Annotated in this window: 18 protein-coding genes; 12 read left to right on the forward strand and 6 right to left on the reverse strand. The window is 72.2% G+C overall.

The genetic code is table 11. The features are described from left to right. Positions 1 to 33: 33 nt before the first annotated feature. Entirely contained in the window at positions 34 to 690 is a 657-nt protein-coding gene (locus OUQ99_RS04235; protein WP_267948114.1) for a TetR/AcrR family transcriptional regulator, read from the reverse strand. A 14-nt stretch (positions 691 to 704) separates the two neighbouring features. Then, on the reverse strand, positions 705 to 1667 hold the full coding sequence (locus tag OUQ99_RS04240) for an acyl-CoA desaturase (RefSeq protein ID WP_267948115.1): 963 nt from the start codon (positions 1665 to 1667) through the stop codon (positions 705 to 707). Positions 1668 to 2264: 597 nt separating this feature from the next. Between OUQ99_RS04240 and glmU the strand changes: the two genes are divergently transcribed. The 4 genes from glmU to pth all read left to right on the forward strand — a co-directional run bounded on the left by glmU (position 2265) and on the right by pth (position 6422). Beyond that, a complete protein-coding gene (gene glmU / locus OUQ99_RS04245; RefSeq protein ID WP_267948116.1) occupies positions 2265 to 3725 on the forward strand; it encodes a bifunctional UDP-N-acetylglucosamine diphosphorylase/glucosamine-1-phosphate N-acetyltransferase GlmU in 1461 nt (486 codons plus the stop codon). 17 nt (positions 3726 to 3742) lie between these two features. After that, complete coding sequence (locus OUQ99_RS04250) at positions 3743 to 4711, forward strand: ribose-phosphate diphosphokinase (RefSeq protein WP_276567185.1); 969 nt, start codon at positions 3743 to 3745, stop codon at positions 4709 to 4711. A gap of 358 nt (positions 4712 to 5069) precedes the next feature. Next, positions 5070 to 5660 (forward strand): 50S ribosomal protein L25/general stress protein Ctc, encoded by a 591-nt coding sequence (locus OUQ99_RS04255; protein WP_267948117.1) that lies wholly within the window; start codon positions 5070 to 5072, stop codon positions 5658 to 5660. A gap of 186 nt (positions 5661 to 5846) precedes the next feature. Next, on the forward strand, positions 5847 to 6422 hold the full coding sequence (gene pth / locus OUQ99_RS04260) for an aminoacyl-tRNA hydrolase (protein WP_267948118.1): 576 nt from the start codon (positions 5847 to 5849) through the stop codon (positions 6420 to 6422). A gap of 195 nt (positions 6423 to 6617) precedes the next feature. On the opposite strand, the gene OUQ99_RS04265 is transcribed toward pth, so the two are convergent. Then, positions 6618 to 7232 carry a TetR/AcrR family transcriptional regulator gene (locus OUQ99_RS04265; protein ID WP_267948119.1) on the reverse strand — a complete coding sequence of 205 codons (615 nt, stop codon included), beginning with the start codon at positions 7230 to 7232 and terminating at the stop codon, positions 6618 to 6620. Between the two features lie 75 nt (positions 7233 to 7307). Here OUQ99_RS04265 and OUQ99_RS04270 point away from each other — a divergent pair, with 75 nt between their 5' ends. The 8 genes from OUQ99_RS04270 (at position 7308) to OUQ99_RS04305 (ending at position 17626) form a co-directional block, all read left to right on the forward strand. Continuing rightward, positions 7308 to 8288, forward strand: coding sequence for a DsbA family oxidoreductase (locus OUQ99_RS04270; protein WP_267948120.1), 981 nt, complete (start codon positions 7308 to 7310; stop codon positions 8286 to 8288). Between the two features lie 334 nt (positions 8289 to 8622). Next, a complete protein-coding gene (locus tag OUQ99_RS04275) occupies positions 8623 to 10173 on the forward strand; it encodes a sugar transferase (protein ID WP_267948121.1) in 1551 nt (516 codons plus the stop codon). Between the two features lie 3 nt (positions 10174 to 10176). After that, positions 10177 to 10968, forward strand: a complete 792-nt coding sequence (locus OUQ99_RS04280) for a 3'(2'),5'-bisphosphate nucleotidase CysQ (protein ID WP_267948122.1) — start codon at positions 10177 to 10179, stop codon at positions 10966 to 10968. Between the two features lie 49 nt (positions 10969 to 11017). After that, positions 11018 to 11950: a sulfate adenylyltransferase subunit CysD gene (cysD, locus tag OUQ99_RS04285; RefSeq protein ID WP_267948123.1), complete on the forward strand. Its 933-nt coding sequence runs from the start codon at positions 11018 to 11020 to the stop codon at positions 11948 to 11950. A 192-nt stretch (positions 11951 to 12142) separates the two neighbouring features. Next, a complete protein-coding gene (gene cysN / locus OUQ99_RS04290; RefSeq protein ID WP_267950246.1) occupies positions 12143 to 13411 on the forward strand; it encodes a sulfate adenylyltransferase subunit CysN in 1269 nt (422 codons plus the stop codon). Positions 13412 to 13979: 568 nt separating this feature from the next. Further along, positions 13980 to 15140 (forward strand): S8 family peptidase, encoded by a 1161-nt coding sequence (locus OUQ99_RS04295; RefSeq protein WP_267948124.1) that lies wholly within the window; start codon positions 13980 to 13982, stop codon positions 15138 to 15140. Positions 15141 to 15379: 239 nt separating this feature from the next. Continuing rightward, positions 15380 to 16285: a sulfotransferase gene (locus OUQ99_RS04300; RefSeq protein ID WP_344178949.1), complete on the forward strand. Its 906-nt coding sequence runs from the start codon at positions 15380 to 15382 to the stop codon at positions 16283 to 16285. A gap of 210 nt (positions 16286 to 16495) precedes the next feature. Then, positions 16496 to 17626, forward strand: a complete 1131-nt coding sequence (locus tag OUQ99_RS04305; protein ID WP_267948125.1) for a glycoside hydrolase family 26 protein — start codon at positions 16496 to 16498, stop codon at positions 17624 to 17626. A gap of 90 nt (positions 17627 to 17716) precedes the next feature. Here OUQ99_RS04305 and OUQ99_RS04310 read toward each other — a convergent pair whose 3' ends face one another. Genes OUQ99_RS04310 through OUQ99_RS04320 form a run of 3 tightly spaced genes read right to left on the reverse strand, consistent with a single transcriptional unit; the run spans position 17717 to position 20313 of the window. Next, complete coding sequence (locus OUQ99_RS04310) at positions 17717 to 18301, reverse strand: GNAT family N-acetyltransferase (RefSeq protein WP_267948126.1); 585 nt, start codon at positions 18299 to 18301, stop codon at positions 17717 to 17719. A 54-nt stretch (positions 18302 to 18355) separates the two neighbouring features. Next, positions 18356 to 19858: a glycosyltransferase gene (locus OUQ99_RS04315; protein WP_267948127.1), complete on the reverse strand. Its 1503-nt coding sequence runs from the start codon at positions 19856 to 19858 to the stop codon at positions 18356 to 18358. After that, positions 19855 to 20313 carry a UDP-N-acetylglucosamine--LPS N-acetylglucosamine transferase gene (locus OUQ99_RS04320; RefSeq protein WP_267948128.1) on the reverse strand — a complete coding sequence of 153 codons (459 nt, stop codon included), beginning with the start codon at positions 20311 to 20313 and terminating at the stop codon, positions 19855 to 19857. The genes OUQ99_RS04315 and OUQ99_RS04320 overlap by 4 nt, the downstream gene beginning before the upstream one ends. Between the last annotated feature and the right edge of the window lie 116 nt (positions 20314 to 20429).

Below are 20429 nucleotides of genomic sequence, written 5' to 3' on the forward strand. Positions count from 1 at the left end.
GGACCCGTCCCCCGGTGCGCCGGGGGACGGGGGTCAGCCCCCGCCCCGCCGCCTCGTCTGCAGCCTCGGCTTGGGCTCCAGGCTCGCGAGCCCGTTCCAGGCCAGGTTGACCAGGTGCGCGGCGACCACCTCGCGCTTGGGCCTGCGCACCTCGAGCCACCACTGGCCCGTCAGCGCCCACATGCCCACCAGGGCCTGCGCGTACATCGGGGCGAGTGCCGGGTCGTAGCCGCGTTCGGCGAACTCGTCGACCATGATGTGCTCGACCTGGCTGGCGATGTCGTTGATCAGACTGGCGAAGCTTCCCGTGCCGGAGGCCACGTGGGAGTCGCGGGTCAGCACCCGGAACCCGACCGTGTTCTCCTCCACGTAGCGCAGCAGGGCCAGCGCAGCCTTCTCGATCTTGCCCCGTGCGCTGTCGGCGGTGAGGGCCTCGCCCATCATCTCCAGGAGGGTGCGCATCTCACGGTCGACCACGACCGCGTAGATCCCCTCCTTGCCGCCGAAGTGCTCGTACACGACGGGCTTGGACACCCCGGCCCGTGCGGCGATCTCCTCGACGGAGGTCGCGTCGAACCCGCGCTCGGCGAACAGCTCCCGGCCGATCTCCAACAGCTGTTGCCGACGCTCCTTGCCCGTCATGCGCTTGCGGCGCACGCGGACCTTCTGCTCGCTGTCGGCTGCTCCCATGATGGCTATCGATCCTAGACCTTGACCCGCTTGGCGGCGAGCCGGTCGTTGTTGGGCCAGCGGACCTTCGTGGCCCAGCCGAGCTTCTCGAACGCCCAGATCACGCGGGCGGAGATGTCGATCTGGCCCTTGAGCACGCCGTGGCGCGCGCAGGTCGGGTCCGCGTGGTGCAGGTTGTGCCAGGACTCGCCGAACGACGGGATGGCGAGCCACCACACGTTGCGGGAGCGGTCGCGCACCTCGAAGTTCTCCTCGCCGATGGTGTGGCAGATGGAGTTGATGGACCACGTGACGTGGTGCAGCAGCGCCACGCGGACCAGGCTCGCCCAGAAGAACGCGGTGAACGCGCCCCACCAGGACATGGTCACGAGGCCGCCGATGAGGGCGGGGGCGCCGAGGGAGAAGAGCACGATCGGCAGGAACAGCTTGTCGACGAGGACGATGTCCTTGTCCTTGAGCAGGTCCGGGGCGAAGCGGCGCGGCGAGGTCTTCTTGTCGTCCAGGTACATCCAGGCCATGTGCGCGTAGTACAGGCCCTTGGCGACGGACTTCCAGTCGTCCCCGAAGCGCCACGGCGAGTGCGGGTCGCCCTCGGCGTCGGCGTACTTGTGGTGGCGGCGGTGGTCGGCCACCCACTTGATGACGCTGCCCTCGATGGCCAGCGAGCCGGCGACCGCGAGCGCGATCCGCAGCGGGCGGTTGGCCTTGAAGGAGCCGTGGGTGAAGTGGCGGTGGAAGCCGACCGTGATGCCCAGGCCGCTGATGAGGTAGAAGACCGACGCGATCGCGATGTCGGTGAGGCTCAGGCCCCATCCCCAGAAGAAGGGGACGGAGGCGAGCAGGGCGATGAGCGGGACGAAGACGAACGCGAAGACGGTGAAGCGCTCGGCCCTGCCCCGCAGTTCCGGCTCGTACTCGGGGATCGCCTCGCGCTTCCCCTCGGCGTTCTCGGTCGGTAGCTCGGCAGCAGTGGTCATGGTCGTACACACCTCGTCGTCACGGCAGGGTCCTCGCGGTCGGACGGTGTCCGAGAGGCGCGGAGCACCCGTCGCGACGGCCCAACCTATTCCTACGTAACCGTAACCTACGACCCCGTAGGTTTGGCAAGCCCTCCACCGGAGGCGCTATGTTGGTGCCTGGCGTACGGGCGCGACGTGTGCGCGCCCCCTGCCTTCCCGGATGATGTAATCGGCAGCATGTGGGGTTTTGGTCCCCATCGTCCAGGTTCGAGCCCTGGTCCGGGAGCCTTCCACCCGTTCCCTTCCCCGCCCCTATCCCCGTGCGCGCGAGGGAAACCCCGGCCCTTGCGCCCGGACGCCCCGGGCGCCCCGGCGCCGGGCCCGGCCCGGTGGCGCGGCGCATCTCACAGAACGCCCCGGAACCCGACGCCACAGGCCCGGCCCGGCCCCCGCTCCCCGCCCCGGCGTCACGTGCCCGCAGGACGCCTGTGACACGCATGTATCCTTCCCATGTCGGCCGCTGGTCATCCGACGGCCGCCCGCGCGGCACGCGGGTCGAGCCGCCGAAGGGTGAGCCGACAGTTCAATGCCAGCTATCACGAGGGGTCTCCTTCAGTGAGCGTGAACCGTCCGGCTGCCGTCATCGTCCTCGCGGCGGGCGAGGGCACCCGAATGAAGTCGAAGCTTCCCAAGGTCCTCCACGAGCTCAACGGCCGCAGCATGCTCGGCCACGTTCTCGCGGCCGCGGGCGAACTGGACCCCCACCACTCGGTCGTGGTCGTCGGCCACGCCCGGGACCAGGTCCGGTCCCACCTGTCGGAGGTCGCCCCCGAGGCCGCCACCGCGGTCCAGGAGGAGCAGAACGGCACCGGCCACGCGGTGCGCATGGCGGTCGAGGACCTCGCCGCCAAGGGCACCGAGCTCGCCGGCACCGTCGTCCTGACGTGCGGGGACACCCCGCTCCTGCGCGGTTCCACGCTCTCGGAGCTGGTGGCCGCCCACGAGAAGGAGGGCAACGCCGTCACGGTGCTGTCCGCCCGCGTCCCCGACCCCCACGGCTACGGGCGCATCGTGCGCGACGGCGACGGCGACTTCACCGGCATCGTCGAACACGCCGACGCCTCCCCGGAGCAGCACGCGATCGACGAGATCAACTCGGGCATGTACGCGTTCGACGGAGCGCTCCTGTCCGCCGTCGTCAAGCGCCTGTCCACGGACAACGCCAAGGGCGAGGAGTACATCACCGACGCGGTCGCGCTCCTGCGCGGGGACGGGAACCGGGTCGGCGCCTGGATCGCCGAGGACTGGCACGAGGTGCAGGGCGTCAACAACCGCGTCCAGCTCTCCGAGGCCCGCCGCGTCCTCAACGACCGCCTCCTCGCCGAGCACATGCTCGCGGGCGTCACGGTGGTGGACCCCGCCTCCACGTGGGTGGACGCGCAGGTCCGGATCGGACGCGACGCCGTGCTCGAGCCCGGCACCCGCCTGCTCGGCGCCACCGTCGTCGGCGAGGACGCCGTCGTCGGCCCCCGCGCCGACCTGAGGGACACGGTCGTCGGCGAGGGCGCCCAGGTGCGCGAGACGACCGCCGACCGGGCCGAGATCGGCCCGGGGGCCACGGTGGGCCCCTACACCTTCCTCCGACCGGGCACCCGCCTGGCCGGGCGGGCCAAGGCCGGCGCCTTCGTCGAGATCAAGAACTCGAACGTGGGCGCCGGATCCAAGATCCCGCACCTGACCTACGTCGGGGACGCGGACATCGGCGTGGGCAGCAACATCGGCTGCTCCTCCGTGTTCGTCAACTACGACGGGGTGGACAAGCACCGGAGCGTCATCGGCGACCACGTGCGGCTCGGCAGCGACAACACCTTCGTCGCGCCCGTGCACGTGGGCGACGGCGCCTACTCCGGTGCGGGCACCGTGATCAGGGATGACGTTCCGCCCGGCGCGCTGGCGATCTCCGAGGGGCACCGCCAGCGCAACGTCGAGGGCTGGACCCGGCGCAAGCGCCCGGGCACGCCCTCCGCCGAGGCGGCGGACAAGGCCGATCGGCACAGAGCCGACGACAAGCAGTGACTGTGGGGGAGAAACACGTGACCGGCATGAAGGCCACCGGCCAGAAGAACCTGATGCTGTTCTCGGGACGCACACACCCGGGGCTGGCCGAGGAGGTAGCCAAGGAGCTGGGGATCGAGGTGGTCCCCACCCGGTTCGACACCTTCGCCAACGGTGAGATCTTCATGCGGTACCTGGAGTCGGTCCGCGGCTGCGACGCGTTCGTCATCCAGAGCCACGCCGACCCGGTCAACGAGTCGATCATGGAGCAGCTGATCATGGTGGACGCGCTCAAGCGCGCGTCCGCCAAGCGGATCACCGTGGTCACGCCGATCCTGGGCTACGCCCGCCAGGACAAGAAGCACCGCGGCCGCGAGCCCATCTCGGCGCGCCTGGTCACCGACCTGTTCCGGACCGCGGGCGCGGACCGGATGATGGCCGTCGACCTGCACACGGACCAGATCCAGGGCTTCTTCGACGGTCCGGTCGACCACCTCTTCGCGCTGCCGATCCTGGCCGACCACGTCGCCAGCCAGGTCGAGCGCTCCGACATCACCGTGGTCTCCCCCGACGCGGGCCGCGTCCGGACCGCCGACCGCTGGGCGGACCGCCTCGGCGCCCCCCTGGCGATCATCCACAAGCGGCGCGACCCGGACGTCGCCAACCAGGTGAAGGTCCACGAGGTCGTCGGCACGGTCAAGGACCGCGTCTGCGTCCTGGTGGACGACATGATCGACACCGGCGGCACCATCGTGAAGGCCTCCGAGGCCCTGTTCGAGCAGGGGGCCAGGAAGGTCATCGTGGCCGCCACGCACGGCGTGCTGTCCGGCCCGGCGGCCGAGCGCCTCCAGAACTCGCGGATCTCCGAGGTGATCATCACCAACACGCTCCCCGTCCCCGAGGAGCGTGCCTTCGAGAAGCTGACCCAGCTCTCGATCGCCCCGCTGGTGGCCCGCGCGATCAGCGAGGTCTTCACGGACGGCTCGGTCACGAGCCTGTTCGAGTAGGCCCGCGCCAAGTTCCCGCCAAGTCCCGCGCGCCCCGTTGACGGCCTCCCGGTCCGGGAGGCGCCCGCCGACGGGGCGTGTTCTGAGTCGTCGGTGAAGCCAGTAGACTTGACCGAGTGTCCCCGTGCCCAGGTGGAGTCGTGTTCGGCTTCGCTCAGGAGCACGGGCAGGGGTGCGCGACGAGCGTTCCCGGGCCGGACGGGTCCGGTGACGGCTCGCCGGGCACGCCTGGAACCAGGGCGGTCGCGTCCCCTGCCTGAGGGGAGACCCCGCCGCATTCTCCGCCGAGGGCGGGAATCGTTCGTACTACTGGAGTCGTGTTCCCCGTGCTGCGGGGTTGAACCCGAGGAGTTTTGTCGTGTCCGAGGTACGTATCGCTGCCGAGCCCCGCACGGAATTCGGCAAGGGCGCCTCCCGTCGCGCCCGCCGCGCGGGTAAGGTGCCGGCCGTCCTCTACGGCCACGGCACCGAGCCCCGCCACCTGAACCTGCCGGGCCACGAGCTCATGCTCGCCCTGAAGACCCCGAACGTCCTGATCCGCCTCGAAGGCCTGGACAAGGACAACCTCGCCCTGCCCAAGAGTGTGCAGCGCGACGCCATCAAGGGCTTCCTTGAGCACATCGACCTCCTGGTCGTGTCCAAGGGCGAGAAGGTCGAGGTTGAGATCTCGGTGAACCTGACCGGTGAGGTCAAGGCCCCGGGTGTGCTCAATCAGGAGCTCGTCACCGTGACCGTCGAGGCTGAGGCCACCAACATCCCCACCGGTGTCGACTTCGACATCGAAGGCCTGGAGGTCGGGGCCAACCCGACCGCCGGCGACCTGAAGCTGCCCACGGGCGCCACCCTGGTCACCGACCCCGAGACCCTCGTGCTCACCGTCTCCGCGCCCCGCGTGGAGGAGGAGCCGACGACCGGAGCCGAGACCACCGAGGAGGCCGCCGCCGAGTAGGGCGGTGGTGCTGTCCACGGATCTGGACGAACGCGCGGTTCCCACGGGGGCCGCGCGTTCGCCGTATCGGTAGGGTCGTGCCCCATGTGGACCTGGTTGAGGGCGTTGTCGGGCAGGAAGGAAGCCGGCGGTGGCGACACTGCGGGCGGGAGCGGCGGCAGGAGCGCCGAAGGGGGGAGCGGGGACATGGGCGAGGCCGAGCGCTGGCTCGTCGTGGGGCTGGGCAACCCCGGCCCCAAATACGCGGGCAACCGGCACAACGCCGGCTTCCTGGTGGTCGGGGCGCTCGCCGGCGGCGAGCGCTGGAAGGCGCACAAGGCGCACGCCGAGGTGGTGGAGACGCGCCTGGAGGGCGTGCCGGTGGTCCTGGCCAAGCCCCGGACCTTCATGAACCTGTCGGGCGGCCCGGTGGCCGGCCTGGCGAGGTTCTACAAGGTGCCGGTCGAGCGGATCATCGTGGTGCACGACGAGATGGACATCGACTTCGGCGCGCTGAAGCTCAAGAAGGGCGGGGGGCCCGGCGGGCACAACGGGCTCAAGTCGATGACGGCGTCCCTGTCCAGCCCGGAGTACATCCGCGTGCGCTTCGGGGTGGGCCGCCCGCCGGGACGCATGGACCCGGCCGCGTACGTGCTCAAGGACTTCTCCGCGGCCGAGCGCGCCGAGCTGGACCTGGACGTCGAGCGGGCCGCGGACGCCGTGCGCACGGTCCTCCGCGACGGCCTGGGCCGGGCGCAGAACATCTTCCACACCGCGGCCTGAGGGACGGCCGGGGAGCGGTCACGGACGGCCCCGGCCGCGCCTCCCGCCGGAGGGCCGCCCGCCGGGCCCGTCCGCGTCGCCCGCCGTGGCGGGCGCCCTGGCCGGGCCGCCCGCTCCTCCCCGGGCCGCCTCCTGCCGCCGGACACCTCCACCCGGGCGGCCTCTCCTCTCTGCCCCGGACCCCGGCCCCGGCCCTCAGCGGCGCAGCAGCCGCCAGGTGGCCAGGGCGAGGGCGTGCGCCCCGCCGACCGGACCGCCGTCCCCCTCCTCCGAGCCCGGCCGTCCCCCGGCCGGCCCCGGCCCGCCGGTTCCGGCGCGGACGCCGTCGGCGATCACCCCGACCAGCGCCCCCGCGAGGTACGCGGCGTGCGTGCGCACGGGCACGTCGTCGAACCCCGCGGGCCCCTCCCCGGCCGCGAAGCGCGCGGCCAGCTCCCCGGCCAGGCGCTCCCGCAGGCGGTTCGCGAAACGGGGACTCCCCTGGTCGGACAGCATCCGCCGGTACAGCACGGCGTTCTCGGCCACGTGGGCGAACAGGTCCACCAGAGGCTGCGGCGGCCGGTCCCGCGGGGCGTCCAGCGGACACAGCGCCGCGCACCGCGCCACGTGAGCGACGGCGTCGTCCATGGCGTCGGCGACGAGGGCGTCCAGGTCGGCGTAGTGCTGGTACACCGTCGCCCGGTTCACCTCGGCGCGCCGAGCCACGGCGGACATCGTCACATCGGCGAGCTCCCGCTCGGCGGCCAGGGAGAGGAGGGCGGCGCGCAGCCGGTCACGGGTGCGGCGGGCGCGCGGGTCTTCGGGGTTCACCGTTCCAGGCTAGGACACGCGACGACTAAAAGACACCTGTTGCTTAAACGACAAGTGTTGGTTATGGTCCGGAATATGAGAATCGAGGTCTGGGCGGACGTGGTCTGCCCCTGGATGTACATCGGCAAGCGGCGCCTGGAGCGGGCCCTCGCCGGCCTGCCCGACGCGGAGTCCGTGGAGGTGGTCTGGCGTCCTTACCGGATCGACCCCTCCGCCCCCGCGGTCGGCGAGCCGCTGGGCGCGCTGCTGGAGGACCCCTCCGTGGACGACGCCCTCCGGGCGTGCGCGCCCGCCCTCACACCGGGGGAGAACCGGGACCGCGTCGCGGAGATCGCGGAGTCCGAGGGCCTGGGGCCCCGCTGGGGTGCGGCCTGGAGGGTCAGCAGCCATGACGCCCACAGGCTCGTCCTGCTCGCCGGCCGGGCCGGAGGGTCCGGGCTCCAGGACGCCGTCGTGGAGGGCGTCCTGCGCGCCCACTTCGTGGAGGGCGAGGACATCGGCTCGGCCCCGGTCCTCGACCGGATCGCCCGGGGGGCCGGCCTTCCGGACGGCGGCCGCCTCCTCCGGGCCGGGGAGGGAGGGGAGGAGGTCCGTGAGCTGGTCCTGCGCGGCCGGGCGGCCGGGGTCCGCACCTCCCCGACGCTCGTCGCCAACGGCCGCGCGCTGGAGGGTGCGCAGCACCCCGACGCGATCCGTGAGTTCCTGGTCGCCGCCGCCGGGCACGCGCCCCGGGTCCTCCCTGAGGAGGTCGAGCGCTTCCGCCTGGCGGAGGCCCTGCTGGACTCGGGCGACCCGCTCGGGGCGCTCACGCTCCTGCGGCCGCTGCTCGACGGGTATGCCGCCGACCGGGGCGTGCGCCTGCTCGCCGCACGCGCCCACTACCGCTCCGCGCAGCTCAACCGCGCCAGGCGAGGACTGGAGGCCCTGGTCGAGGAGGCCCCGGACGACGCCTACGCCCGACTGCTGCTGGGACGGACCCTCCAGCGCCAGGGGGAGGAGGAGTCGGCCGCGCCCCACCTGCGCCTGGCGGGGGTGATGGTCCCGTCCTACGCCTGACGGAGCCGGCCCCGGGGCCGAGTTCCCCGGGCGGGCCGTCACGTCCCGCGCACGGTTTCGGTCGTCCCCTACCCGGGTCCACTTCTGTCCGTCCCCGGCGTGTCCGCCGGGGTGTTCCGGGTCTCGGAACAGACACATTCTTGGCTTGACCAGGTCTTCTTGCCCGACAATGAGCAACCCAGCGCGACTTTTCCACTACTTTTGGTTACTGTTCGGGTCGTCGTTCCTGTGCGCGCCCGACCAGACGCCCCGCTCATGCCCTCTGCGTCGTTACCAGTGGCGCCCGGGGTGATGACTCGAAGTAGGGCTCCACAGCCGTGGTCTTGGGGGAAGCATGGTCACCAGCGGGGTGAAGGCCGTCCGTGAACAGCCGGCGCGCACCGTCGTCGGCGCCGGAGACGGCGTCGGCGGACGGGACGCCGGGATCGGTCCGCTGCTCACCGGGGGAGGCGCCGGGCCGCGGACGCGCTCCGCATCCTGGACGCGGCCGTACGTGGTGAGCCTCGTCGCGCTGGACCTCGCCGCGGCCTTCGCGGCGACCCTGGGCGGAACGGTCCTCCGCTTCCACGGCTCACCGGGGGCGTCCGCCGCCTCCACCCACCTCCTGCTGTCCCTCCTCCTGCCCTTCGCGTGGGTCCTGTTCGTCTACCTGGGCGGCGGCTACGCCCGGCGCTTCCTCGGCGTGGGCACCGAGGAGTACCGGCGCGTCGCCACGGCCGGGCTCGCGCTCGCCGCGTCCGTCGCGATCGGCGCGTACGCGGTCACGTTCGACCTGGCGCGCGGCTACGCACTCGTCGCGCTCCCGCTCGTCCCCCTGGTCAGCCTCGCCCTGCGGTACGCGCGCCGCAAGGCCCTGCACCGGAGGCGGCGCTCCGGACTGTGCATGAGCGGCGTCGTGGTCGTCGGGCACCGGGCCGCAGCGGGGGACCTGATCCGCCGTTTCCGCGACGAGATCTACCACGGCATGCGCGTCGTCGGCGTGTGCCTGCCGCCGGACGACACCGTCGCCGGCCTGGGGACGGACGCGGTGGAGGACTGCCCGGTCCTGGGCGCCTTCGAGGACGCGGCCGACGCGGCGGCCCTCGTCGGGGCCGACACCGTGGCGGTCCTCGCCTGCCCCGAGATGGACGGGGCCGAACTGCGCCGCCTGGCCTGGCGGCTGGAGAAGAACGGCACCGACATCATCGTCGCTTCGGCGCTGATGGAGGTCGCGGGGCCGCGGACCTCCATCCGGCCGGTCGCGGGGCTGCCGCTCCTGCACGTGGAGCACCCCGAGCTGGCGGGCGTCCGCCGCGTGCTCAAGTCGGTCTTCGACCGCTCCGCCGCCGCGCTCGCCCTGTTCCTGCTGTCCCCGCTGTTCCTGGCGCTGTTCGTCCTCATCCGGGGGGAGGGCCGCGGCCCCGCGCTGTTCACGCAGACCCGCGTGGGCCGGGGTGGCGCCGAGTTCACCGTGTACAAGTTCCGTACCATGGTGGTCGGGGCCGAGGCGTTGAAGGCGATGCTCCAGCCCCGCAACGAGCACGACGGTGTGCTGTTCAAGATGCGTCGCGACCCCAGGGTGACGTCCGTGGGGGCATGGCTGCGCCGGTACTCGCTCGACGAGCTTCCCCAGCTCGTCAACGTGGTCCGGGGGGAGATGTCGCTCGTCGGCCCCAGGCCGCCGCTGCCGGAGGAGGTCGCCCAGTACGGGCACGACGTCCGCCGGAGGCTGGTGGTCAAACCGGGGCTGACGGGTCTGTGGCAGGTCAGCGGCAGGTCCGACCTCTCGTGGGAGGAATCGGTCCGCCTCGATCTGCGGTACGTGGAAAACTGGTCGCTGACGCTGGACATCCAGATCCTGTGGAAGACGTGGTCAGCGGTGATCCGTGGGGCGGGAGCATACTAGCCGGTGAAGAGCATCCGAAACGATCATGAGGTGGCCCGCGACCTGGCCGGCGAGGCGGGGCAGCTGCTGCTGCGCCTGCGCGCCCGGCACGGTTTCGACGAACCCGACGTGCTGCGCACGCTGGGGGACCGGACCTCCCACGAGTTCCTGTTCTCGGCGCTGGGCCGGCTGAGGCCCAGCGACGCGGTGCTCTCCGAGGAGGGCGCCGACGACCACTCCCGGCTCCGGGCCAGGCGCGTGTGGATCATCGATCCGCTCGACGGCACCCGGGAGTTCGCGGAGGCGGGCCGCACCGACTGGGCGGTGCACGTCGCCCTGTGGGAGGACGGCGACCTGGTCGCGGGGGCCGTGGCGCTCCCCGCGCAGGGCAGCACCCTGTCCACGGTCGACCCGCCCTGGCTGCCCGAGGAGCGCCCGGCGGGCCAGCGGCTGCGCATCACGGCCAGCCGGACCCGGCCGCCCGGCTTCGTGCAGCGGATGGCGACCCAGCTCGGCGCCGAGGTGGTCCCGATGGGGTCGGCGGGCGCGAAGATCTGCGCGGTGCTCCTCGGCATCGCCGACATCTACGTGCACGCGGGCGGCCAGTACGAGTGGGACAGCGCGGCCCCGGTGGCGGTCGCGCGGGCCTCCGGCCTGCACACCTCCCGGATCGACGGCTCCGAACTGCGCTACAACGTAGCCGACCCGCTACTCCCCGATGTCCTCGTATGCCGATCGGAATTGTCGGGTATGTTGTTGGCAAGCATCCGCGACGGCGCGGACCTGGACAGCGCGGGTCCGCACGCGGGGGGCTGACCGAAGGACCCCCGCGCCGTCGGCCGTGCGGTATCTCTAAGGCGGATTCATGGGTCAGGCGAGTCAGCAGGCGCCCGGGCGCTACCAGCTCTCCCAGCTGGACGTCCTCGAGGCCGAGGCGATCTTCATCATGCGCGAGGTGGCCGCGGAGTTCGAGCGGCCGGTGCTGCTCTTCTCCGGGGGCAAGGACTCCATCGTGATGCTCCGCCTCGCGGAGAAGGCGTTCTGGCCCGGAGCCGTCCCGTTCCCCGTCATGCACGTCGACACCGGCCACAACTTCGACGAGGTCATCGAGTTCCGCGACCGCAGGGTCGCCGAGGCCGGGGTGCGCCTGGTGGTGGCCTCGGTGCAGGAGCAGATCGACGCGGGCAAGGTCTCCGAGCCCACCGGGCGCTGGGCGAGCCGCAACAGGCTCCAGACCTCCGCGCTGCTGGAGGCCATCGAGGACAACGGCTTCGACGCGGCCTTCGGCGGCGCCCGGCGCGACGAGGAGAAGGCCCGGGCCAAGGAGCGGGTCTTCTCCTTCCGCGACGAGTTCGGCCAGTGGGACCCCAAGAACCAGCGCCCCGAGCTGTGGAGCGTGTTCAACACCCGCATCGACCGCGGCGAGCACATCCGGGTCTTCCCGATCTCCAACTGGACGGAGCTGGACGTGTGGGCCTACATCCGGCGTGAGCGGCTGGAGCTGCCCTCCATCTACTTCGCGCACGAGCGCCGCGTCTTCGAGCGGGACGGCATCCTGCTCGCCGACTCGCCGATCATCCGGCGCGACGAGACCGAGGTCCCGTTCCAGGAGACCGTCCGCTACCGCACGGTCGGCGACCTGACGTGCACGGGGGCGGTCCGGTCCACGGCGGTGGAGATCGACGACATCATCGCGGAGATCGCCGCGACCCGGATCACCGAGCGGGGGCAGACCCGGGCCGACGACCGCGCCAGCGAGGCCGCGATGGAGGACCGCAAGAAGGAGGGCTACTTCTAGCCCGCCCGTCCCGCCGGACGCCTCCGGCACAGCCCCGGCCCCACCGGGCTCCACCATCCCTACGGACACCGGCGCCGCGGAACCGGCCGCCCGCCGACCGCCCGCCAGCCGACGGACGTTCCGGCGCGGGGCCACCGCCTCCGCCATCCGGTTGTTGAGCCGCCCACACTTCCCACATTGGACCAGGCAAGCATGAACAACGACATCCTGCGGTTCGCGACGGCGGGCTCCGTCGACGACGGTAAGAGCACCCTGATCGGCCGCCTGCTCTTCGACTCCAAGTCGATCTTCGAGGACCAGCTCGACGCCGTGGAGCGCACCAGCGCCGCGCGCGGCGAGGAGCACACCAACCTGGCGCTGCTCACCGACGGCCTGCGGGCCGAGCGCGAGCAGGGCATCACGATCGACGTGGCGTACCGCTACTTCGCCACGCCCCGGCGCACCTTCATCATCGCGGACACCCCCGGGCACATCCAGTACACGCGCAACATGGTCACCGGCGCCTCCACCGCCGACCTGGCGATCATCCTGGTGGACGCCCGCAAGGGGCTCCAGGAGCAGAGCCGCCGCCACGCGTTCCTCACCACCCTGCTCCAGGTCCCGCACCTGGTGCTGGCGGTCAACAAGATGGACCTGGTGGACCACTCCGAGGAGCGGTTCGAGGAGATCAAGGCGGAGTTCAGCGACTTCGCCACCAAGCTCGACGCCCGCGACCTCACCTTCGTGCCGATCTCCGCGCTGCACGGCGACAACGTGGTGACCCGCTCGGAGAACATGCCCTGGTACACCGGGCCCTCCCTGCTGCACCACCTGGAGAACGTGCACATCGCCTCCGACCGCAACCTCATCGACGCGCGCTTCCCGGTGCAGTACGTGATCCGCCCGCACAAGTCCGACGACCCCGAGCTGCACGACTACCGGGGCTACGCCGGCCAGCTCGCGGGCGGCGTCCTGAAGCCGGGCGACGAGGTCACCCACCTGCCCTCCGGCCTGAACACGCGCATCGCCAGGATCGCCACCGCGGACGGGGACGTCGCGGAGGCCTACTCGCCGATGTCGGTCACCCTCCTGCTGGAGGACGAGATCGACATCTCCCGGGGCGACATGATCTGCCGCCCCAACAACGCCCCGGCGGTCACGCAGGACCTGGAGGCGATGGTCTGCTGGATGACGGACGCGCGCAAGCTCACCCAGGGCTCCAGGCTCCTCGTCAAGCACACCACCCGGACGGCGAAGGTCGTCGTCAAGGACCTGCGCTACCGGCTGGACGTCAACACGCTGCACCGCGACGAGCAGGCGGACCACCTGGCCCTGAACGAGATCGGCAGGGTGCGCCTGCGCTCCACCCAGCCGCTGTTCGTCGACGAGTACTCCCGGAACCGGCAGACGGGCGGGTTCATCCTCATCGACGAGGCCACGAACACCACCGTCGGAGCGGGGATGGTCGTCAAGACCGACTAGGGTCCGCCCCTCCTCGGTCCCCCGGCGGCGGGGGACGGAGGAGGGGCGGACCGGGGACTCCGCAGCAGGGGGCCGCCTTCGGGCGGCCCCCTGCCGTGTTCCCGGGAACCCCCTCCGTCAGGTGTGGTCAGGACCGGTCCGGACCGGTCGAGGGGGAGCGCGGAGGCGCCCCCACCCGGGGCCGACCCGTGTGCGGGGCGCCGGAGTTTTCCGAGACGAAGGCGGAGACATTCGGATTCTTACGAAATGGTTTCCGATCGTAAAACCCTGTTTCAGTGTCGGTGGTACCGGGTGTCGCGAGCGGTGGAGTGAATGGCGTTTTCCCACTACAGGGCTGTGTCCACGCGGATGCGCTGAGGCATGTGGGCAGGTCGGTGCGGTGCCGATCGCCCCGTGCGGCGGGGGTGGCGTGTTCGTTGGACGTAAAAAAACTTCGCTCTAACCCTGGCATAAAGGAGAGAAGGTTACTAAGGTAGCGAATCGCAGGAAGGGTGCAATCGAGTGAACACACTCGGTTATGCCTCACTGTGTACCTCCCACTCCCAAACCCCCAACAAGGAGAATAAGAGTGCAGAAGCACACCACTCGGCGTGTGGCGATCAGCGTCGCCGCTGCCGGTGCCCTCTCCCTCCCCCTCGCTCTCTCCGGCGCCGCCTCCGCGAGCGCCGACGAGCTCGCGCCCCTCTACACCAGCGACGCCGCCGCCGGCGGCGACTACTTCGTCGTCCTGGAGGACTCGCTCAGCGCCTCCTCCGTCAGCGCGTCGTCCCTCGGCATCTCCTCCGACCAGGTGAACCACACCTACGAGGAGGTCCTCAACGGGTACTCGGCCAGCCTGAGCGCCTCCGAGGTCCGGGAACTGCGGGCGCAGGACGGTGTCGCCTACGTCGAGGAGGTCGGCGTCGCGCACACCACCGTCACCTGGGGCCAGGACCGCATCGACCAGGAGGACCTCCCCCTGGACGGCTCGTACAGCACCACCGGTGACGGCTCCGGCGTCTCCGCCTACATCATCGACACCGGCATCGACGCCTCGCACCCGGACTTCGGCGGCCGCGCCTCGTCCGCGTTCGACGCGTACGGCGGCGACGGCGGCGACGGCAACGGCCACGGCACCCACGTCGCCGGCACCATCGGCTCCGACACCTACGGCGTCGCCCCCGGCGCCGACCTGTTCGGCGTCAAGGTCCTCGACGACAACGGCTCGGGCTCCTACGACGACGTCGTCGCGGGCGTCGACTGGGTCGCCGAGAACGCCGGTCCGAACTCGGTCGCGAACCTGTCCCTGGGCGGCCCGGTCTCCCCGACCCTGGACGAGGCCGTCAACAACCTCGCCGCGGCCGGCGTGTTCGTCGCCGTGGCGGCGGGCAACGAGGGCCAGGACGCCGGCAACGTCTCCCCGGGCGGCGCCGACGGCGTGGCCACGGTGGCGGCGTCCGACGCGACCGACACCTCGGCCTACTTCACCAACTTCGGCGAGGACGTGGACATCTACGCCCCGGGCGTGGACGTCGAGTCGACCGTCCCCGGCGGCGGGACCGACTCCTACGACGGCACCTCGATGGCCAGCCCGCACGTGGCCGGCGCCGCGGCGCTCTACAAGAGCAGCGTCGGCGACGACGACCAGGCGACCATCCAGGACTGGCTCGTCGCCAACGCCAGCGCCGACAAGCTGAGCGGCGTGCCCTCCGGCACCGTCAACCTCCTGCTCAACGTCACCGGCCTGTAGCCGGAGCGGCTGTGGAGACCCCGCGCGTCCACAGCCCGCCCCATGACGCCTGAGTGAGAGCACGAACGGCCCCGGTCGGGGCGTGACCTCCCCGACCGGGGCCGTTCGCCGTCTCCGGGAAACGACTTCCCGCCGGGGCCCGCCCCCCGGCGGGTCGTCGCGTTCCGATGTCGGATCGTGACCGGTGGTAATAGTCTGAGGGTGTGGATGACGGTTATCGGTTGGTGTTCGTCGGCGGCATGGGCCGGTCCGGGTCGACCCTCATCGAGCTGCTGCTCGGAGAGCTGCCCGGGTTCTGCTCGGTGGGCGAGATCGTGCACCTGTGGCGCCGGGGGCTGGTGGAGAACGAGAGGTGCGGCTGCGGCCGGCCGTTCTCCGAGTGCGGGTTCTGGACCGACGTGGGCGAGGAGGCGTTCGGCGGCTGGGGCCGCCTGGACGCCGGACAGGTGCTGCGGCTCAAGGACGGGGTCGACCGGACCCGGTTCCTGCCGGCCCTGCTGGACGGTGCGCGCGAGGGCCGCCTCTCCGCCCGCTGCGACCGCTACACGGAGCTCTACCACCGCCTCTACGCGGCCGTGTCCCGGGTCAGCGGCGCGCGCGTGATCGTGGACGCCAGCAAGCACGCCTCCCTGGCCGCGTGCCTGCGCCTGCGCTACGGCTCCCGGATGCGGCTGCTGCACGTGGTGCGCGACCCCCGCGCCGTCGCCCACTCCTGGGGCAAGAGGACGATCCGCCCGGACGCGAGCGAGGCCAGCAGCGAACCGGAGATGGCGAGGTACTCCGCCGGACGCGCGGCGGTCCAGTGGATGGCCCAGAACGCCGCGTTCGACGCCCTCGCCGGGCTCGGCACCCCCACCCTGAGGGTCCGCTACGAGGACTTCGTCGCCGAACCGGGCGCGGAGTTCGCCCGCATCGCCGCGTTCTCGGGCTACACGGGCGAGACCGGGGGTGCGGGCGGCCCGCTGGCGGCCGGGGGGAGCGGCCGGCTCTCCGGGGGCCACGCGGTGTCGGGGAACCCCATGCGGTTCACCGCGGGCCGGATCGGCGTGCGTGCCGACCACGGGTGGCGGGAGTCCCTGGCGCCCTGGCGGCGCCACCTGGTGACCGCGGTGACGGCCCCGTCCCGCAGGCGCTACGGATACTGAGGTCCCCGTGGCGGAACGGGCTCCCGTTCCCGGCGCGTCCGCGGCTTTCTCCCGCCCGTGTCCCGTGTCCCGGGGCTTGTGCCGTGGCGGGGTCCGATTTCCGAGGACGTGTCGCGTTGGGCCGGGTGAGGGTGTTGCGTGCCGAAATTGTAACGTATAGTAGTCAAGTGAACACTCTGGGTTGTGTTTCTTCTGGCTAGGGGGCTCGAAGTGGACAGGGGACCGGTACGGGCCATGGCGGCCGCGGGGGCACTCGCCCTCGCCATGACACTTGTCGGCGCCGCGGGCGCGCCACCGGGGGAGGCCGCGGCCCCCGACCGCCGGTCCGTCCCGCCCGACACGCCGTCCGAGGACGCGGCGACGTTCCTCGGACTGCCCGCGGCGACGGAGTACCGCTGCACGGTGTCGGAGATCCTGGAGCCCTCCTGCGGGGTCTGGTGGGGGGCCAGCCCCTACGAGAACCGGGTGGAGCAGCTGGAGCAGGCCGCCGACCGCGACATGGACATCGTGTACACCTGGCGCGGCATCGACCAGGCGGACATCCCCGGACGGCGCGAGCGGAGCATGGCCGCCGAGGGCAAGTTCGTGCACACCAACATCGAGGCCCGCCGCTTCACCCGCCCGGGACACCCGGCCGTCTCCTACGCGTCGATCGCCGACGGCGAGTTCGACGAGCAGCTGCGGTCCCAGGCGCGCGGCATCGCCGAGCTGGGCGTGCCCTACTTCGTCACCTTCGACCACGAGGCCGACGCCAACAGGCGCTACAACAAGCGCGGCACGCCCGAGGAGTTCGTGGCCTCCTGGAGGCACATCGTGGACCTCTACCGGGCCGAGGGCGCGGACAACGCCATCTGGGTGTGGAACGTGACCGGGTGGGAGGCCAACCTCGACCGCCTCCCCGGGCTCTGGCCGGGCAACGACTACGTCGACTGGATCAGCTGGGAGGCGTACAACATGTCCACCTGCGACGCCCAGCCGAACTGGACCGAGACCCACTCGTTCGAGGAGGCCCTGCGCCCCGCCTACGACTGGATCCAGACCGAGGGGCCCGCGCACGGCATCGACCCGGACAAGCCGGTGATGATCGGCGAGATGGGCACCACCGACATCGGGCCCCGCGAGACCCTGGAGTGGTACTCCGAGATCCCCGACGTCCTGCGCCGCTACGAGCGGGTGCGCGCGGTCAAGATGTGGGACAACGAGCTGACCCCGGGGTGCGACTTCCGCATCGGGGCCAACGAGTACGCCCAGCGGGGGTTCCAGCTGGCCGGACAGGACCCGTACGTGCGCCTGCCCGAGCGGGTGCGGCGCCTCGCGGAGGATGCCGCCCGGCGCGACTGAGGCCGGAGGCCCCGGGCGCCCCGCGGGGCACCCGGGGCGCGCGGCACGGGAAACGGGGCGGGCGCGGGCGGTCCGCCGGGGGGAGGCGCCTCAGCCCCCGACGGGCCGGGCCATGGACCAGGTCCTCGGACCGCCGTCCGGCAGGTCGTACTCCGCGGTCACGGCGAACCCCAGGGACTCGTAGAGGCCGACGTTGCCGTACGCGGAGGTCTCCAGGAAGGCGGGGACCCCGGCCGCGTCGGCCTCGCGCAGCCCGGCGGCGACGACCGAGCGCCCCAGACCCCGCCCCTGCGAGCCCGGGTGGACGCCGACCGTGCCCAGGAACCACACGGGTTCCGCCGGGCGGTGGCGGCCCATCTCCTCCTCGGCCGCGGCGTAGGCCGCGGCCCGATCGCCCGCGAGCTCCACGAACGTGGGCAGCAGGCGCTCCATGACGGCCTCCGCGCCGCCGGAGTCCGGGGTCGTCCAGACCGCGACGGCGTCCAGGCCCTCGGACACCAGGACCCGGCCGTGCGGGAGGCCGATCTCGGCGAGGAAGAGCCGCTGGAACTCCCTCAGCCGGGCCGCGTGGTCGTCGGCGGAGATGGTGTGGCGTGTGAAGGGGTAGTCCGCGAAGGCCGCGGCGAGCGTGTCCGCCGCCCGCTCCACGTCCCCGACCGCAGCTTCCCTGACCATGTGCTCCCCCGTCTCGTCCGTGTCCCGGACGGGCCCGGGACACGGCATACGAGGTTACACACCCCTCCCGCGCAGGTGGAGCGCGCGCGTGATCCACCCGGGCGGCACACCGCACACCACCAGCAGCGCCAGGTAGGCGCGCCCCTCGGCCGCCCGGTGCCGGAGGGTGGCGCCGATCCACCCGAGCGCGGCCCCGCGCCGGCCCGCCGACGCCTCCGCGAACGCGATCTGCCCGGCGACGCGGGCGTAGCCGCGCGGCACCAGCCGGAACTCGGGGTAGCGCTCCAGCAGCCAGCGCAGCGCCTTGGAGATGGTCTGCCAGCGGCCGGCGAAGTGGGAGCGGCGGTGCCACAGGACCCGTACGCCGGGCTCGGGGATGTTGCGGATGGGCGCGCGCCTGGCCAGCCGCAGCAGCAGCTCGTAGTCCTCGCCGTAGCTGCCCGGGATCTCCTCGCTGACCGTCCCGCACCCGTCGAGCATGGCGCCGCGGCGGATCAGGAACGTGGACGGGTGCAGCTCCGTCAGCCGCGACGCGAGCAGGTCGCCGAAGGTGACGCTGGTGCGGTCCAGGCTCCGCTCCGCCTCGACCCGGTCGTAGACCACCCTGATGCCGCAGCACACCATCTCGGTCCCCGGCTCGGCGCGCATGACCTCCACCTGGGCCCTGAGCTTGCCCGGCATCCAGGTGTCGTCGTCGTCGCAGAAGGCGACCAGCTCGGTGTCGGCCGCGAGCACGCCGGTGTTGCGGGCCCCGGCCAGGCCGGGGGTGAGGGTGTTGGTGACCACGCGCACGGGGCGCTCGCCGTCGGCGCGGGCCAGGGCGGGGTCGGGCTGGTCGTTGTCGAAGACCACGATCGTGGTGATGCGGCCCGGGTACTCCTGCTCCTCGACCGCGCGCAGGGTGCGGCGCAGCAGCTCGGGGCGGTCCCGGGTGGGCACCACCACGGTCACCTCGGGCCAGGCGCCGGCGGGCCGCACGACGGGTTCCGGTGCGCCGGGACCGGCGCAGGTGTCCGTCAGCAGGTCGATCAGCTCCCCCGCACGCAGCGCCGCCCGCTCCGGGCCCCCGTCGGCGGAGGGTCGGACGCGGAACGCCTCCGGCGAGGCGAGGGCCTCGTCGATGAGCGCGGACAGCTGCTGGGGGCTGGAGCAGGCGCGGACCCGGCCCGCCTGCTCCAGACGGCGGACGAAGAGGAGCTGGTGGTCGTCCACGTGCTCGCCCAGCTCGGGGTCGCGGGCGACGACGACGGGCAGGTGCCCGGCCCGGCGTGCCTGGACGATGGTCCCCGGACCGCCGTGGGTGACGACCACCTGCGCCTCCCGCATGCGGGCGCCGAGTTCGTCGCCGGGAAGGAAGGGCGTGCCCGCGGCGACCTCCGGCGCGGTGCTGTGACCGTGCTGCACCAGGATGCTCAGGTCCCGGTGGCGGCGGGCGTAGTCGTCGGTCCACCGGACCAGGCGGTCGAAGGCGTGGTGGTCGGTGCCGATGCTGACGACCACGTCGGGGTGGTCGCCGGCCTCGGGCCTCTGGGTCGGACGGGTGGTCTGTTCTGTCACAGGAGCGGTCCTACCGTGATGGCGGTCGGCATGAAGGTCCGCTGCTCCTCCCACTGGGTGAGGAACAGGCGTGTGAAGGGCCGGCACAGGCGCGCGGTGAGGGTCGGCGTGTCGATGCGGTCGTAGACCTCGATGTAGACGGTCGGGATCCGCAGCAGCCAGGCCAGGGCGAAGAACGGCAGGGCCACCCCGGCGCCGGTCGTGACGACGGCGGAGGGGCGCCGCTCGCGCAGGACCCTGAGGGCCAGCCATGCGTTGCGCAGCAGGTTGCCGACGTCGCGCGTGGTGGGGTGGAAGGCCCAGTGCACCCGCTCGCCGTCGAGGGCGGCTTCGGCGTCGGGGGTCCGAAAGGTCACCCACGCGCGCTCGCGCCCCTGCCACCAGGGGCGGAGCGAGCACAGCTGGGTGAGGTGACCACCGCTGGAGGCCACCAGGAGAACCGGGGATGCAGACATGTTGTCATCATTCCATAACTGAGAGTAGTCATACGGATGGTCGGCGCCCCGTGCCGCGCGGGTCGCCGCGGCGCCCGGAGACGATCGGGCGCCGGGGCGCGGCCACACGGCACGCG

This window comes from Streptomonospora nanhaiensis, assembly GCF_026642255.1.
GTDB lineage: Bacteria > Actinomycetota > Actinomycetes > Streptosporangiales > Streptosporangiaceae > Nocardiopsis > Nocardiopsis tropica.

Bases quoted from the DNA above. Each gene is read 5' to 3' on its own strand.
- OUQ99_RS04235 (WP_267948114.1), bottom strand. From the start codon at position 690: ATGGGAGCAGCCGACAGCGAGCAGAAGGTCCGCGTGCGCCGCAAGCGC.
- OUQ99_RS04240 (WP_267948115.1), bottom strand. From the start codon at position 1,667: ATGACCACTGCTGCCGAGCTACCGACCGAGAACGCCGAGGGGAAGCGC.
- pth (WP_267948118.1), top strand. From the start codon at position 5,847: ATGGGCGAGGCCGAGCGCTGGCTCGTCGTGGGGCTGGGCAACCCCGGC.
- OUQ99_RS04270 (WP_267948120.1), top strand. From the start codon at position 7,308: ATGAGAATCGAGGTCTGGGCGGACGTGGTCTGCCCCTGGATGTACATC.
- OUQ99_RS04275 (WP_267948121.1), top strand. From the start codon at position 8,623: ATGGTCACCAGCGGGGTGAAGGCCGTCCGTGAACAGCCGGCGCGCACC.
- cysD (WP_267948123.1), top strand. From the start codon at position 11,018: ATGGGTCAGGCGAGTCAGCAGGCGCCCGGGCGCTACCAGCTCTCCCAG.
- cysN (WP_267950246.1), top strand. From the start codon at position 12,143: ATGAACAACGACATCCTGCGGTTCGCGACGGCGGGCTCCGTCGACGAC.
- OUQ99_RS04300 (WP_344178949.1), top strand. From the start codon at position 15,380: ATGGGCCGGTCCGGGTCGACCCTCATCGAGCTGCTGCTCGGAGAGCTG.
- OUQ99_RS04310 (WP_267948126.1), bottom strand. From the start codon at position 18,301: ATGGTCAGGGAAGCTGCGGTCGGGGACGTGGAGCGGGCGGCGGACACG.
- OUQ99_RS04320 (WP_267948128.1), bottom strand. From the start codon at position 20,313: ATGTCTGCATCCCCGGTTCTCCTGGTGGCCTCCAGCGGTGGTCACCTC.